Annotated in this window: 11 protein-coding genes; 3 read left to right on the forward strand and 8 right to left on the reverse strand. The window is 75.3% G+C overall.

The window, feature by feature from the left end; genetic code table 11:
* Nucleotides 1-40 precede the first annotated feature (40 nt).
* From ACFQ6N_RS19430 to ACFQ6N_RS19450, 5 genes are all read right to left on the reverse strand, one after another.
* A complete protein-coding gene (locus tag ACFQ6N_RS19430) occupies nt 41-358 on the reverse strand; it encodes a hypothetical protein (protein ID WP_380650339.1) in 318 nt (105 codons plus the stop codon).
* Nucleotides 355-2,922, reverse strand: a complete 2,568-nt coding sequence (locus ACFQ6N_RS19435; protein ID WP_380650340.1) for an Hsp70 family protein — start codon at nt 2,920-2,922, stop codon at nt 355-357. The genes ACFQ6N_RS19430 and ACFQ6N_RS19435 overlap by 4 nt, the downstream gene beginning before the upstream one ends.
* Before the next feature lie 31 nt (nt 2,923-2,953).
* Nucleotides 2,954-3,694: a nucleotide exchange factor GrpE gene (locus tag ACFQ6N_RS19440; protein WP_380650341.1), complete on the reverse strand. Its 741-nt coding sequence runs from the start codon at nt 3,692-3,694 to the stop codon at nt 2,954-2,956.
* Nucleotides 3,691-4,116, reverse strand: coding sequence for a hypothetical protein (locus ACFQ6N_RS19445; RefSeq protein ID WP_380650342.1), 426 nt, complete (start codon nt 4,114-4,116; stop codon nt 3,691-3,693). The genes ACFQ6N_RS19440 and ACFQ6N_RS19445 overlap by 4 nt, the downstream gene beginning before the upstream one ends.
* A gap of 187 nt (nt 4,117-4,303) precedes the next feature.
* On the reverse strand, nt 4,304-8,566 hold the full coding sequence (locus ACFQ6N_RS19450) for a hypothetical protein (RefSeq protein WP_380650343.1): 4,263 nt from the start codon (nt 8,564-8,566) through the stop codon (nt 4,304-4,306).
* Between the two features lie 227 nt (nt 8,567-8,793).
* Here ACFQ6N_RS19450 and ACFQ6N_RS19455 point away from each other — a divergent pair, with 227 nt between their 5' ends.
* The gene (locus ACFQ6N_RS19455; RefSeq protein ID WP_380650344.1) at nt 8,794-10,596 is read left to right on the forward strand and encodes a serine/threonine protein kinase; all 1,803 of its coding nucleotides are present in this window, start codon (nt 8,794-8,796) and stop codon (nt 10,594-10,596) included.
* Nucleotides 10,597-10,734: 138 nt separating this feature from the next.
* On the opposite strand, the gene ACFQ6N_RS19460 is transcribed toward ACFQ6N_RS19455, so the two are convergent.
* The gene (locus ACFQ6N_RS19460; protein ID WP_380650345.1) at nt 10,735-12,978 is read right to left on the reverse strand and encodes a heavy metal translocating P-type ATPase; all 2,244 of its coding nucleotides are present in this window, start codon (nt 12,976-12,978) and stop codon (nt 10,735-10,737) included.
* A 225-nt stretch (nt 12,979-13,203) separates the two neighbouring features.
* Here ACFQ6N_RS19460 and ACFQ6N_RS19465 point away from each other — a divergent pair, with 225 nt between their 5' ends.
* Both ACFQ6N_RS19465 and ACFQ6N_RS19470 read left to right on the forward strand, forming a co-directional pair.
* The gene (locus ACFQ6N_RS19465; RefSeq protein ID WP_380650370.1) at nt 13,204-13,530 is read left to right on the forward strand and encodes a metal-sensitive transcriptional regulator; all 327 of its coding nucleotides are present in this window, start codon (nt 13,204-13,206) and stop codon (nt 13,528-13,530) included.
* 80 nt (nt 13,531-13,610) lie between these two features.
* Nucleotides 13,611-14,549 (forward strand): hypothetical protein, encoded by a 939-nt coding sequence (locus ACFQ6N_RS19470; protein WP_380650346.1) that lies wholly within the window; start codon nt 13,611-13,613, stop codon nt 14,547-14,549.
* A gap of 89 nt (nt 14,550-14,638) precedes the next feature.
* On the opposite strand, the gene ACFQ6N_RS19475 is transcribed toward ACFQ6N_RS19470, so the two are convergent.
* Both ACFQ6N_RS19475 and ACFQ6N_RS19480 read right to left on the reverse strand, forming a co-directional pair.
* A complete protein-coding gene (locus tag ACFQ6N_RS19475) occupies nt 14,639-14,992 on the reverse strand; it encodes a hypothetical protein (protein ID WP_380650347.1) in 354 nt (117 codons plus the stop codon).
* Nucleotides 14,989-15,462, reverse strand: coding sequence for a hypothetical protein (locus ACFQ6N_RS19480; RefSeq protein ID WP_380650348.1), 474 nt, complete (start codon nt 15,460-15,462; stop codon nt 14,989-14,991). The genes ACFQ6N_RS19475 and ACFQ6N_RS19480 overlap by 4 nt, the downstream gene beginning before the upstream one ends.
* Nucleotides 15,463-15,483: the final 21 nt, after the last annotated feature.

A 15,483-nucleotide genomic window follows, 5' to 3' on the forward strand; every position in this document is an offset into this window, starting at 1 on the left:
CCGATCGAACTCGACGGCAGGCCGGGAACGTCCGGATTGGTCAGTCGGAGGGCGTGTCGCGCTCCCGCCCCGCCGAGCCGGGCCCGCCGGGCCCCGCGACGCTCAGTGATTCCAGCAGCTCACCGGCCGGATCCAGCCCGGGCTCGGCCGCCAGCGCGCTGCGCAGCCGGAACAGCGCCGTGGCGGTGTCCCCGGTGTGCAGCGCCTCCAGCGCCCGGTTGTAGTCGATCCGACCGGCGTAACGCAGTCGGAACAGCACGGACAGGTCCTCCCGGCAGGAGGGGCAGCACAGGCTCCGCGGGTCCGCCGCCACCCGGCACAGCGGGCAGAGGACCTCCGGGTCGGTCAGGGTACTCATCGCGGACCGGCCTCCTCCGGGCGCACCGGGCCGAGCGACTCGGCGGTCGGCTCGCTGCCCAGCTCCCGCTGCGCCTGCGCGTACAGCGCCAGCAGGTTCGACATGTGTGTGTTGACCGCTTCCATGTTGGGCGCCTCGACCGCGGCGTCCAGTCCGCGCAGCTCCGCCATGATCAGCTGGCCCAGGGCGGGCGAGACCATGTTCTGGGTCACGTAGACGTTGCACATGGTGAGCATCCGCATGGTGTGGCCGAGCGAGTCGCACAGCTCGTCCGCCCGCTGGGCCGCGCGCATCGCGCCCTCCCAGTCGGCCGCCTCGCGGCGCAGCCGCAGGTCGGCGGCGACCGAGCGGAGCCGGTCCAGGTCGCTCGGGTCGAGGTGCTTCTCGCAGTAGTGGAGGAACAGGCTCAGGTACGCCTCGGAGCCGCGCACCCAGCGCTGGGCCTTGAGCTGGCGCTGGGCCCGCTCCAGCGCCTCGTCCACCGACCGGCCGCGGGTCTGGCCGGCCGCCAGGTCGTCCAGGGTGTCCATCAGCCGCTGGGCCTCGCGCATCTCGGCCTCGGTCAGCTCGCCGCCCCAGCGGTCGGTGAAGGTCTCGATCTGCCGCTGCTGCTCCTCGACCTGGACCTTCAGCTCCGGGTCGAGGGTGACCCGCTCCAGCTTGACGGTCTTCTCGGCGCCGCCCTGGATCCGTACCGACAGGGTGATGGTGCGGTCCCGGTCGAGGCCGAAGGCGACCTCGACCGGGGTGCGGCCGCCGAGGCCCTCGGGCAGGCGCAGGGTGAGGTGGCCGATCAGCTCGTTCTGCTGGGCGATCTCGTGCTCGCCCTCGTAGACCGCGATCTCCAGCCGCTGCCGGCCGCTGCCGGAGACCACGAACTCCCGGCTGACCGGGGACGTGGTCGGGTAGCTGGTGTTCTTGGGGATGATGACGGCGAGCCGGCCGTCGTTGAGCTCGATGCCGAGGTTCTTCGGGGTGATGTCGAACGGGTTGGTGACCTGCATCAACTCGCCGCAGCCGGTGCAGATCTCGCTGCCGGGCGGGCTGACCTGGCCGCAGGAGGCGCAGCGCAGGCCGATGTCCTCGGCGGCGGTGGAGGCCACCTTGGTCAGCCCGGGGGCGGCCGAGTTGAGCGCCTCGCCGCAGAGTTCGCAGGCGGTGACGCCGGGGGCGGCCGGGGTGCCGCAGCGCGGGCAGTTGTCGCCGCGCACCACGGTGGTGGCCTCGGCCTGCCTCGGCACGATCGTCCCGGTGCCCGTACCGGCCGTCTCCTGGCCGCACTTGGGGCAGTCGGCGGCCCCGGAGTCGACCGGGACGTGGCAGGTCGCGCAGGACACCCGGGGGGCGCCGAGCAGGGACGTCGCGCAGTTGGCGCAGTTGGAGGCGGAGAGGTCGCCGGGGGCGCGGCACTCGGGGCACTCCACCTCGCCGACCAGCGCGGACTGCACGGCCGCGCCGAGCGCCACGCACTGCATCGGGTTGACGCCGCGCCGGATCCGGCGGGGGCCGAACACCTCGCCGAGCCGCCGGGCGACCAGCGGGATCGCGGTCGAGCCGCCGACCAGCACCACCTCGTCGATGTCCCCGACGGTCAGGTTGGCCTGCATGATGGCCTTGTGGGTCAGCTCGATGGTGCGCTCGATCCGGGCCTCGATCAGCTCCTCGAAGCGGGCCCGCTCGAACTCCGTCTCCAGCACCAGCTGTCCGGCGCCCAGGCCGGGCAGGATGACCTCGGAGGACTCCTGGTTGGACAGTTCGATCTTGATGGTCTCGGCGGTGGAGGCGATCTTCGGGCGGTCCCGCAGGTCGGGCTGGTAGTCCGAGCCGTACTCCTCGCGGATGTCCTCCAGCAGCGCGGTGGTGATCGCGCGGTCGAAGTCGTCGCCGCCGAGCAGGTTGTCGCCCTCGATGCCGAGCACCGAGACGGAGCCGGGCACCAGCAGCAGGATCGAGATGTCGAAGGTGCCGCCGCCGAGGTCGTAGACCAGGACGGTCCTGCCCTCGTCGCCCGCCTCGGTGGTGATGCCGTAGGCGAGCGCGGCGGCGGTCGGCTCGTTGATGATCCGCAGCACGTGCAGTCCCGCCATCCGGCCCGCCTCCTGGGTCGCCGCGACCTGGCGCTCGCCGAAGTAGGCGGGGACGGTGATCACGGCCCGGTGGAAGGGCTCGCCGAAGCGCTGCTCGGCGTCCTCCTTGAGCCGGTGCAGGATGATCGCGGAGATCTCGATCGGGGTGTACGAGCGGCCGTTGAACCAGACGTTGACGTCGCCGTCGGTGCCGGCGGTGACCTTGTAGTCGACCTCCTTCAGGGCGGCCTGGACCTGCGGGTCCTTGAACTTGCGGCCCATGAAGCGCTTGACCGAGCGGATCACATTGACGCCGTCGATGGCGATCCGGCCGCGTGCGGTGGAGCCCACCAGCAGTTCGCCCTTGCGGCCGCTGCCGACCACGGAGGGGGTGCCCTCCTGGTTCTGCCGGTTGAAGATGATCTCCGGCTCGCCCCGGCGCAGGTGGGCCACCACCGAGTTGGTGGTGCCCAGGTCGATGCCGAGTGTGCGGTACATGTCGTTCCCCTCTTGCCCCTCGTGGTCCTGGCTACTTCTTGCGCTTGGGCCGCTTGCCCGCGACCACGCCCTTGCGGCGGGCCCGGGGCGGGGCCGCCCTGGGCTGGGCGCGGGCGGCCGACGGGGCGGCGGGCCCCTCGGGCTCTGCGGGCTGCTCGGGCTGTCCGGGCTCCTCGGGCTGCGCCGACTGCTCCGGTTCCGCCGGCCTGGGCCCCTGGAGCGCGTCCTCGACCTCGGCCGAGGTCGGCGCGGGCTGCGGCTCCGGTGCGGGTTTCGGTTCCGGTTCCGGTTCCGGTGCGGCGACCACCACCTGGGCCCGCCGCAGGACCTCGTCCCCCCAGAAGAAGCCGGTGACCGTCGTCCGCACCACCGTCTCCGGTGCCACTCCCGGGCGGGCCTCGACGCCCACGATCTCGGCCAGGTCCGGATCCGCCGTCATGCCCTCCAGGCGCATCGGGCGGACCTTGGCCTTGGCGAGCCGGCCGAGCAGCCGCCGCCGGGTGGCCTCGATGCCCTCGCCGCGTCCGAGCGCCACCAGCTCGCGGTCCAGGCCGAGGGCGGCGAGCGCGTCGTCCACCTCGACCAGGATGCCGAGCAGTTCCCGCTGCTCGGCCCGGGCGGTCTGCCGCTGCTCCGTCAGCTTGTTCCCCAACAGGGAGGTCCGGAAGAGCAGTTGGACGAACTTCCGTTCCAGGTCCACGTCCTCGACGCCCGGCGGGACGTCCAGCGGCCGGTGGCCGTCGAGCAGGGGTGCGGTCGGGGCGTCGGTCATTCTGGTACCTCGATCTGCGGCAGCACGGACAGGTCGGCCGCGTAGCGGGCGGGGACGGGCGGTTCGGGGTCGGCGCCGCCGGGGGCGGGCTCGGCGAAGTCGGCGGCCAGTTCGGCGCGGTGCAGTGCCAGCACGGCCGGGGCGTACGGCAGCGGCGGGCGCTCGATCACCAGCAGCGGTTCGGCGAGCGCGGGCGCGAGCAGTTCGGCGGCCTGGCCGACGGGCTCCGGCGGGAGCGGCTGCTGGAGGTCCGACTCCAGCCGCCGGTCCGGGTTCCGCAGCAGTGCGGCGGCCTCCTGGATCTGCTGGCGGGTGTACCGGCCCGCCCGCGTCGCCGGTCCGACGGCGAGGTTGATCTCGCGCACACCGGCCGTGAGCGGGATGCCCAGGACTTCGTACGGCGACGGTTCAGGCAGTGGCATGGCGGGCGGTCCCTCTCCTCACGGATCAGCGGTCACGGATCACGGATGGCGGTTGGCGGTTGGCGGGTGGCGGTTGTGCGGACGGCGGCTGTGTGGACGGCGGTTGGCGGACGGCGGCTGCGCGGATGTGCGGACGGCGGCACCCGGCGCACGGTCTAGGACGACGGCAACTTCCCTGCGGTTGCCGTCAGTAGAGCGCGTTGATCCGCCGCTGCATGGCCCGCACGTCCTGGTCGTCCGGGCTGTGCTCGACCGCCCGACGGGCCAGGTCACGCGCCTCCCGCAGCTGGCGGGCGTTGGCCCGCTGGACGGCGTACGAGCCGAGCACGATGCCGAGTTCGCGGTGCAGCTTTCCGGTGTCCTCCGGGGTGCGGGAAAGGCCGAGTGCCTCCTCCAGCAGCCGGACCGCCTCGGTGTAGCGGCGGGCCTCGTAGTGCCCGATGGCCTCGCCGCGCCAGACGCTGACCATCAGTCGGCGGATGTCGGTGGAGTCGTCGTAGGACTTGGCCTTCTGCAGCATCGCGGCCTGGACGGTGAACGGCGCCTCCTGGAGGGCGTCGACCACGTGGTTGGCGAGCATCACCCCGACCCGGCGCGGGGCCTCGCGGTCGATGTCGCCCTCCCATTCCGGGTCGGCGTCCAGTGCCTCGGCCATCCGCTGTACGGCGCGGACGCGGTCGTCGGCGAAGGCGGCGGAGCGGGAGAGCTGGCGCAGGACGAAGGCGAGGCCGAGCCGGTGGTCCGGGTCGGGGTTGAGGGAGATCAGCGCCCGCCAGGCGTCGGCGGCCTCCTCCAGGTCCGCGTCGTCGGCGTCCGCGCGGCTGAGCTGGCCGGCCCGGTTGCCGAGGGCGGCTTCCAGGAAGTGCCGGGCGGTCGGGTCGCCGGGGGCGAGTTCCATGCTCTTCCGGAGCAGGTCCAGGGCGCGGGTGTAGTCCTTGTCCTCGTTGTTGATCTTGCGGGCCCACTGTGCGTAGGTGGCGCCGAGGTCACCGCGCACCTCGGGGTCGTCGGGGGCCAGCGCCAGGGCCTTCTCCAGGAGTTCGGCCGCTCCGGGCTGGTCGTCCAGGCTGTTCTTGAGCAGTGCGCGGGCGGCCCGTACGCCCGACTCGGCGGCGATGGCGGCGGCGTCGTCGGGCAGTACGGCACCGGGGACGGCGCGGGCGCGGGTGAGGCAGTCCAGGGCCTCCCGCCAGTCCTGGTTGCGGTGGTGCTCGCGGGCCTGGTCGACCAGGGACTCGCCGAGCAGCGCCTGCCAGGCCTCGCCGCGCTCGCCCTCCGCCACCGCGTCCAGGGCGGCGACTGCGGCGGCCTGGCGGCCCTGGAGTTGCAGGTAGCGCTGCGGGCCGAGGGCGCCGAACAGGCCGAGGGCGCGGGTCGGCGCGGGCGCGCCGGGGCCGGCCGGCCGCCGCCAGGCCCGGACGGCCTGCTCGAAGGCCTCGGCCCAGGCGCCGGCTCCGGGCTCGGCGCGCAGCAGCCGGTCGAGCGTGGGGCCCGCCGTGAGCCGGCGGTCCGGGCGGCCGGGCAGGGCTATCCGGACGTCCTCTTGGGCGAAGGCGTCGGCGGTGTGGGCCTCCATGCCGAGCAGCAGCGTCCAGGCGGAGACCTCGTCGCCGCCGCGTCCGGCGGCCCGGTCGAGGGCGCGCAGGTCGTCCCGGAGGCGGTCGATGAGGCCGGAGCGGGCGGCGGCGAGCCGCTGCGGTTCGGCGGTGCGGCCGGTGATCCGGGCGGACTCGGCCCACAGGTCGGGCTGGTGCAGGGCGGCGACCAGGGCGCCGAGCGTCCAGGCCCAGACCTCCTCGCCGACCGCCTCGGCCGCCTCGGCCGCCTCGGTCGGCTGGGCCGACTGGGCCGGCTCGGTCGCCGCCGCCCCGACGGTGGTGGAGGCGATGGCGGAGGCGGAGGCGAGCCGGTAGCCGGCCAGGCCGAGGGCGTGCAGCAGGCGCGGGTGGGCCGGGTCGGCGAGCAGCAGCGCCCGGTAGGCCTCCCAGGCCTCGCGGTGCCGGCCCTCGACGGCGTGCTGGTGGGCCTCGTGCTCGGCGAGCAGGACCAGCGCGCCCGCGGCCTGTGGGTGGGCGGGGTGGAGGGCGACGGCTCGGCGCAGGTCGCCGGCGGCCCGGCCGGGCCGCCCGTCGGCGAGGGCGGCGCCGGCCCGGCGGACCAGGACGGCGGCGCGGAGGGTGCCGCTCTCCGCCGGCAGGTCGGCCAGGGCCTCGTCGAGGCGGCCGAGTTCGGCGCGCAGCAGGGCGAGGTCGAGCCGGACCGGCGCGGCGGCGGCGCTGCCGCCCAGGGCCTCGGCCCAGCGGGCGAGGACGGGTTCGGCCTGCTCGGGGGTGCCGGCCCGGCGGGCGCAGTCGAGGACGGCGCGCAGCGCGGGGCCGGCGCAGCGGACGCAGCGGCGGGAGCCGGCGCCTTCGGGGGCGAACAGGTGGTCGGTGCAGGCCTCGCGGCCGCAGCCTCCGCAGGATCCGGTGGCGGGCCGGTCGCAGGCCGCGCAGTCGCCGGCGGGCTCCGCCGCGGGTATCGCGGCGTCGGCCGTCCCGGCAGCGGGCACGGCGGCGGCCGTCCCAACGACGGCGGGAACGGCGGCGGGCGAGGAGGCCGGGACCCCGTCGGAGGCCAGGAAGTGCCGGTACCAGTCCAGCGCGCCCGCCCAGTTGCCGGCCCGTTCGGCGAGTTGGGCGCGCAGCCGGGCGAGCGCCGGGTCGCCGGCCGGGTCGGGGGCGAGCGGGCCGAGCAGGGCGATCGTCTGGACCGGACGGCCCGCCAGCAGGGCGGCGGCGGCCAGGTGGTAGCGGTCGCGCGGGCCGCCGTCGGCGTCCAGCAGGCCGCCGACCGGGCCGGGTGTGCCCTCGGCCAGGGCGAGGGCGGCGCGCAGCCGGGCCTGCCGGTGGGTGAGGGCGCCGGGCAGGGCGTCGGCGAGGGCGAGGGCGGCGACGGCGCGTTCGCGTGCCTCGGGGCGGTCCCGGCCGGTGACCAGCAGGTGCGCGGCCTCGCGCAGGGCGGCTTCGCGCAGCGCGGCGCGGTAGCCGGGGGCGGCCGGGTGCTCGGCGGCGGCGCGCTGCCAGTGCGCGCGGGCGGCGACCGGGTCGCCGGCCAGGGTGGTGCGGGCGAGCCGGTCGCGGGCGAGGGCCTGGCGTTCGCGCAGGTCCTCGTCGTCCAGGGGCTCCCAGCGGGCGAGGGCGTCGGCCGGGTGGCCGGTGCGGGCGAGGGCGAGGCCGTGGTGGAAGGCGGCGATCCGGGTCCAGCGGGTGCCCGGTTCGGTGTCGGCCTCGGCGCGCAGCACCGGTTCGGCCTCGGCGGCCTGCCCGGCGGCGAGCAGGGCGGCGCCGAGCCTGACCCGGGCGGGGCGCCAGTCGGGGGCCTGGCCGAGGCCGGCCCGGTAGTCGGCGGCGGCCTCGGCGGGGCGCTCGGCGCGTTCGTGGACCAGGGCGAGGCCGAACCGGGCGGGGGCGAACGAGGGTCGGACGGTCAGGGCGGCGGTGAACTGTTCCGTGGCCTGCTCGTCGGCGCCGAGCAGCAGGGCGAGCCGGCCGAGGGCGTACCGGGGGCGGGGGTCGGCCGGGGCTTCGACGGCGGCGGCCGCGAGGTCGGTCCAGGCGGCTTCGGTGGCGCCGAGCCGTTGCCGGGCCAGGCCCCGGAAGAGCAGGCCGTCGGTGCGCAGCACCGGGCCGCGCCCCCACGGGGAGGGCTCGCCGGGGCCGCGCCGCAGGGCCTCGTCGAAGGCGGCGACGGCGGGTTCGTCGCGGTGCAGGGTGTACAGCTGAGCGCCCCAGCGGAACCAGAGTTCGCCGCTGCCGCCGGGGGCCGTGGCGGCGAGCAGGGCCTCGGCTTCGGCGGACCGGTCGGTGTCGCGCAGCAGGGCGGCGCGGGCGAGGACCGGCCAGTCCCGGCCGGGCAGGGCGGCGAGGGCCCGGGTGGTGGCCTCCTCGCGCTGCCCGGCGGTGCCCTCCCGGCAGCGGCGCTGCAGCCAGTCGAGGGCGCGGGCGGCGGCTTCGGCCTCCTGGCCGGGTTCGGCGCCGGCGGCGGTGGCCCGGAGGAGGGCGAGCAGCGGTCCGAGGTCGCCGTCCGGGGCCTGGATCCGTTCGTCGGCGAGCAGGCACAGGCTCCACCGGGGCAGTTGCCGGGCCGGGTCGGCGAGCAGCGGGAACGCCTCGCGGTACAGGGCGAGGGCGGCCGACGGGCCGCCGGTGGGGAGGGTGGCCTCGGCCTGGCCGACCAGTGCGAGGCCGCGCTGGACGCCCAGTTCGGGTGGTCCGGCGGCGAGCAGCCCGGCGAGCCGGGCGTAGCGGCGGCGGGCCTGGGCGGCTTTGCCGGCGGCGAGCCGTTCGGCGGCCGCGGCCAGGGCCTTCTCAGCCGTCCCGGCGTCCGGGATCCGTCGGCGGCGGGCCAGTACGACGGCTGCCGCACCGGCCAGTGCCACCACGATCAGCAGCACCGCTAGCAGCGCCATGCACCGTCCCCCTGTGTCAGGATGGCGTCGCCCCCATGATCAACGCGGTTCTGACGATCATGAGTTGACGCTCTGTCGTGATGTTGCTCGGGCGCCATCAGAATAGGCCCTCGACCGGACAGACGAACAGGAAAGAGCACTATCCTGGGCAACGCATCACCAGGACATGAACAAGCGCGTCGACAGCGGTCGGAAGCGCCGAGCGGTTCAGAAGCGTCGGGGGTCGTGTGTCCGAGTCGCGTTGGGTGCCCGGGCTCCGGTTCGGGCCTGAGTTCGACCCCGAGCAGTACGAGCTCCTGGAGTTCCACCACCGGGGCGGCGAGGCCGAGGTGTGGCGGGCCGTCCGCACCGGTCACAACGGGCGCAAGGAACTCGTCGCCGCGAAGATCATGCTGGAGCGCGACCCGTCCGAGGTGCGGCGCTGGCTCGGACGCTGGGACGACGTCTCGCACAACGCGCACCGGCTGGGCGTCACCGACCTGGTGGTGCCCAGCTTCCTGCTCGGCCCCTCCCCGCACCGGCCCGGCGGGGTGTCCTCCGGCGGCCTGCTGGGCTACCAGATCTCGCCCTGGGTCGAGGGCGTGCCGCTGCACACCTGGGCCCGCGCCCAGCGCGGCGGTCCGCCCGCGGTGGCCGAGGTGCTGGCCCGGCTGTGCCGGATCGTCGACGAGCTGCACCGCCAACGCTGGGTGCACCGCGACATCTCCCCCGCCAACGTGCTGGTCGACGACCAGGGCCAGGTCAAGCTGATCGACCTGACCTTCCTCGCCCCGCTCGACCACACCCTGACCGTCGCGGTGTTCACCCCCGGGCACGTCCCGCCGGAGGCCGAGCAGGTCGGCGGCTTCCCGACCACCGCCAAGGACCTGTTCGCGGTCGGCACCCTCGCCCGTACCCTGCTGCTGCCCGACCACGGCCGGCTCGACCACCGGCTCGCCGCCGAGCAGGCCCGCGCCGAACTGCTCGCGGCCGGCTACGGCGAGGAGTTGGCGCGCTGGGCCTGCGAGCCACTGGCCCGGGAGCCGGACCGCCGCCCCTCCCCGCTCGGCCCGTGGGCCGGCCGGGGCCGTGAACTGCTGCGCGCCCACCGCTCGGTGGCCCGCACCGCCGCCCTCGCGGTACTCGCCGACCGGGCCGGGCGCCCGCTGGTGGTCACCGGCGGCTCCGACGGCACCGCGCTGGCCGGCCCCTCGCCCACCGGCCCCGAGCCCACCGGCCACCGGCTGCCCGCAGGCCAGGGCCCGGGGGCGGTACGGGAGTTGGCTGCCGGCTGGGCCGGGCGCCAGGGCGAGCTGGTGGTGTGCGCCGAGGACCGCGCCAACACCCTCTGGGTCGGCACCGCCGCCGGCTGGTGGGAGGCCGCGCGCGGGGTCGACGGGCTGGCCGGGGCGGTCGACCCGGCCGGGGAGATGACGGTCTGGACGGCCGTCGGCGGCGCGCTGCGCTGCTACCGCTGGGCCCCCGGCCTCACCCTCACCGGCCAGGAGCTGTCCGGCTGCCCGGCCGACCGGGTGCTGGCGGCCGTCCAGGAACGCCCCGGCCACTGGCTGGTCCTGGTCGAGCACCGGGGCCGGGTGCTGAGCTGGCGGCCGGGCTCCACCGGACCGCCGCTCCCGCTCGGCCCGGCGGGCGCGCCGCGCGCCGGGGCGCTCGCCCGCACCTCCGCCGGACCGCAGGCCGCCACCCTGCGGCCGGACGGCTCCGTCCAACTGCACACCGTCGGCGCCACCGGGGCGGGCACCGAGATCGGCGACGGCGAACCCTCCCTGGGCATCGCCATGGTGGGCCACCGCGGCGGCCCGACCGTCGCACTGGCCGGCGCGGGCGGCGTACGGCTGCGGCTGCCGCCCGGCGGCGCCTCCCGGCGGGCCCGGTGGTGGCGCCCGACGCTGCGGCCCGCCACCCGGGTCGCGCTCGCGCTGGGCGACGACTGGCGGCTGTGCCTGGCGGCGGTGGTGGAGGGCGAGTTGCAGGTCTGGCAGGAGGACGCGGCGTACCGCTGGCAGTCGGTGGAGCTGCCGGAGGTCTGATCCGGCGGGGTCCGGCGGGGCGTGGGGTGCGGGGCGCCGCACGTCCCGGGTGCCACGGTGCACACCGACGGCCGAGGCCCCGGGACCCCGGTGTCGGGGTTCCGGGGCCTCGGCCCGGCGGTGGAGGTGGAGAGGGGATCAGCGGAACCGGCGCAGCCGGAGGCTGTTGCCGACCACGAAGACCGAGGAGAAGGCCATGGCCGCCCCCGCGATCATCGGGTTGAGCATCCCGGCCGCGGCCAGCGGCAGGGCGGCGACGTTGTAGCCGAACGCCCAGAACAGGTTGCTCTTGATGGTGGCCAGGGTCTTGCGGGAGAGCCGGATGGCGTCGGCCGCGGCCAGCAGGTCGCCCCGGACCAGGGTGAGGTCGCCGGCCTCGATCGCGGCGTCGGTGCCGGTGCCCATCGCCAGTCCCAGGTCGGCCTGGGCGAGGGCGGCCGCGTCGTTGACGCCGTCGCCGACCATCGCCACGACCTTGCCCTCGGCCTGCAGCCGCTTGACGGTGTCGACCTTGTCCTGCGGCATGACCTCGGCGATCACGTGCTCCGGCGCGATGCCGACCTCGGCCGCCACGGCCTCGGCGACCAGCCGGTTGTCCCCGGTCAGCAGCACCGGGGTCAGGCCCAGCCCGCGCAGCTTGGCGATGGCCTCGGCACTGGTCGGCTTGACCGCGTCGGCCACCTCCAGGACCGCCCGGGCCTCACCGTCCCAGCCGACCGCGACCGCGGTGCGGCCGGCCGCCTCGGCGGTGCGCTTGGCCTCGGCCAGGCCCGCCGGCAGGTACTGCGACCACTCGTCGAGCAGCGCCTCCCGGCCGGCCACCACCGCGTGGCCGTCCACCACGCCCTGGACGCCCAGGCCCGGCACGTTCTCGAAGCCCTCGACGGCGGGCAGCTCACCCGCCTTGGCGGCGGCGGTGGCGATCGCCCGGGCGATCGGGTGCTCGGAGGCGTGCTCCAGGGCGCCCGCCAGGCGGAGCACCTCGGCCTCGGTGGTGGTGCCGGTGGTGTGGACGGCGAGCAGGGTCATCCGGCCGGTGGTGACGGTGCCGGTCTTGTCGAGGACGATGGTGTCGACCTTGCGGGTGGACTCCAGCACCTCCGGGCCCTTGATCAGCACGCCCAACTGGGCGCCGCGGCCGGTGCCGACCAGCAGGGCGGTCGGGGTGGCCAGGCCCAGGGCGCACGGGCAGGCGATGATCAGCACGGCGACGGCGGCAGTGAAGGCCGCGGTCCAGCCCTCGCCGGTGCCCAGCCAGTAGCCGAGGGTGGCCACCGCGAGGGTGATCACGATCGGTACGAAGACCGCGGAGATCCGGTCGGCGAGGCGCTGCGCGGCGGCCTTGCCGTTCTGCGCGTCCTCGACCAGCCTGGCCATCCGGGACAGCTGGGTGTCGGCGCCGACCCGGGTCGCCTCGACCACCAGCCGGCCGCCCGCGTTCACGGTGGCGCCGGTGACACTGCCGCCGACCCCGACCTCGACCGGGACGGACTCCCCGGTCAGCATCGAGGCATCCACCGCCGAGGCGCCCTCGACCACCACGCCGTCGGTGGCGATCTTCTCGCCGGGCCGGACCACGAAGCGGTCGCCCACGGCGAGGTCCGCGATCGGGATGAGCACCTCGGCCCCGCCGCGCAGCACCGTCACGTCCTTGGCGCCCAGTTCCAGCAGCGCCTTGAGCGCGGCCCCGGCGGTGCGCTTGGAGCGGGCCTCGAAGTAGCGGCCGGCCAGGATGAAGGCGGTGACGCCGGCCGCCGCCTCCAGGTAGATGTTGGACGCGCCGTCGCTGCGCCCGATCGTGAACTCGAAGCCGTGCCGCATGCCCGGCATCCCGGCGTCGCCGAAGAACAGCGCCCACAGCGACCACAGGAACGCGGCACCGGTGCCGAGCGAGACCAGGGTGTCCATCGTCGCGGCGCCGTGCCTGGCGTTGGTGTAGGCGGCCTTGTGGAACGGCCAGGCGGCGTAGGTGACGACCGGGGCGGCCAGGGTCAGGGACAGCCACTGCCAGTTGTCGAACTGCAGGGCGGGCACCATCGCCATCGCGATCACCGGCACCGCGAGCACGACCGCGGTGAGCAGCCGTTGGCGCAGCGGGGCCAGCCCGTCGGCGGGCTCGGCCTGCCCGCCCGCCGGACCCTCGGCCGCCGGGGGCTCCGGCAGCGCGGCGGTGTAGCCGGTGGCCTCGACGGTGGCGATCAGGTCGGCGACCTCGACGCCCCCGTCGAAGGCGACCTTCGCCTTCTCGGTGGCGTAGTTGACGCTCGCCGTGACCCCGTCCATCCGGTTGAGCTTCTTCTCGATGCGGGCCGCGCACGAGGCGCACGTCATTCCGCCGATCGAGAGTTCCACCTCCGCGGAGGCGGGTGCCTGCGTAGTCATCGTCGCTCCTCGTGACAGTCGTCTTCCGGTCCTGCGATACGTTTCCGGGCCGGGCCCTGGTACCCGGGAGGGGTATCGGGCGGTGCCGAGTTCATTTATACCCCCGAGGGGTATCGACGGCAAGCCCTGACCGATACCCCCTGCCGGTATTTTTCGGCGAGCCCGGATCGCTTGACTTGATACCCCCATGGGGTATTCACTCGTGGACATCGAACCGAGACCGGGATCGAACCGGCACCGGCATCGAACCGAGACCGCGAGGAGGGCCGCATGGCCGGCTACAGCACCGAAAAGGACCAGCTCCTGCGCAGACTGCGCCGCGTCGAGGGCCAGGTCCGCGGCCTCCAGCGCATGGTCGACACCGACACCTACTGCATCGACACGCTCACCCAGGTCTCGGCCGCCACCAAGGCCCTCCAGTCCGTGGCCCTGCAACTGCTCGACTCCCACCTCGCGCACTGCGTCCACGACGCCATCGCGGGCGGCGGCGCCGAGGCCGACGCCAAGATCGCCGAGGCGTCCCAGGCCATCGCCCGGCTGATGCGCGCCTGAGGCCCCACCGACACCCGCCAATCGCCGCCCGCCCGACACCCGCCGACCGCGACCCGCCCGACCCCGAGGAGAACCCCGCCATGAACACCGCGCTGCGCGTCACCGCCTTCACCGCCGGCCTCGCCGCCGCCTTCGGCCTCGCCCTCGGCGTCGGCAACGCCACCGGCGGCAGCCCCGCGCCCGCCCCCGCCACCGCCGGGCACGCGGGGCACGGTGGGCCGGCCGAGAACCCGGGGGCCTCCGCGGACGGCACCACCGAGCACCCGCCCGGCGGGCTGCAGGTCTCCGAACGCGGCTACACCCTCAGCATCGACAGCCCGTTCGTCACCGCCGGCTCCCCCACCGACCTGCGGTTCCGCATCCTCGGCCCGGACGGCAAGCCGGTCACCGCCTACCAGCCGCAGCACGAGAAGGAGCTGCACCTGATCGTCGCCCCGCGCGACCTCTCCACCTTCCAGCACCTGCACCCGGCGCTCGCCGCCGACGGCACCTGGAGCGCCCCGGCCGCCGTACCCGCCGCCGGGGAGTACCGGGTCTTCGCCGACTTCACCCCGGCCGGCGCCACCGAGGGCCTCACCCTCGGCGCCGACCTGCACGCCGCGGGCGACCTGCGCCCGGCCCCGCTGCCGCAGACCGGACGGACCGTCACCGTCGACGGCTACACCGTCACCCTCGGCGGCGACCTCACCCCCGGACGCGGCGGCCGGCTCACCCTGGACGTCAGCAAGGACGGCAAGCCGGTCACCGACCTCCAGCCCTACCTCGGCGCGTACGGCCACCTCGTCGCGCTCCGCGCCGGCGACCTCGCCTACCTGCACGTCCACCCGGACACCACCGCCCCCGGCCCGGAGGTCGGCTTCACCACGACCGCGCCGAGCACCGGAAGCTACCGGCTCTTCCTGGACTTCAAGCACCAGGACACCGTCCGCACGGCGGCGTTCACCCTGACCACCGCCGACACCCCGCCCCCCACCGCCACCGCCAACCCGACCGAGCCGGCGGGCCCCCACCAGCACTGAGTACCAGTGCTGAAGCCGTCACTCCCCGTGCCGGGCGGTCCCCAGCGGACCGCCCGGCATCGCGCTGCCCGCCCACGCGCCCGAGCGGGTCAGTCCGTGGCCTTGGGGTGACCGGTGCCTGCGTAGGTGATCCAAGCAATGCGGCTGACGTCGTCGAGCAGGTACCAGATGCGGCCACCACCGGTGACCTCGTACTGCCAGCGCTCCAACTCCCGGCCTTTGAACGTGGCAGTACCGAGGCCTCCCTTGAGCCGGTGGTGGCGGCAGGGGTTGTCACCGGCCCGAGGAGTCGCACGGATTCGCTCGAACGCGCGGCGCAGGTTGCCTGCCGCCTGGCGGCCCAGGTTCTCCCAGCCCTCTGCTGCTTCGGAGTTGGCGAACCGGAGATCGTACTCGTCACCGGTCGGAGGTGGCGCGACCCGGTCTCCGCGCTTGGGACTCACTCGACTGCCTCGGGCGGGGGGACGGACCCGAGGTCGCCCTCGGGCTCACGCGTGAGGAGCGCGTACAAGGCGGGGTCCGCGTGGATCTCGGCGCTGTGCTTCCACTGCCCGAGCAGGAGCGCGATCGGGGCGAGGGTGTCCAGTGCCACCGCCCCGCGTGCCGTGTCGACCAGTTCGGCAAGCAACGTGTCGATGTCCTCGGCGGGCAGGAACGTGCTCCACGGCAGAGCTTCGGGCAGCGCCTGGCGCAGGGCCTCGATGTTCTCGCTTCGTACCAGCCCCGTGAGCAGGCGGGAGGTGAAGTCCACGACCTCGGCGTCGCGCTCCATCTGGTCGACGCGCATCAGAGCCAGGTCTCCGGCATCGCGACGCCGGAGTCTCAGCACCCGTACGGCGTCCAGTCTGCGCGTGGTCGCGGCGGGGTGGTGGAGCAGTTCGCTGAAGGGCACGTCCTCGTAGGCCGCAGTCATGACATCCACAGTAGCTCGGAT

Source organism: Kitasatospora sp. NPDC056446 (assembly GCF_042796115.1).
GTDB lineage: Bacteria > Actinomycetota > Actinomycetes > Streptomycetales > Streptomycetaceae > Kitasatospora.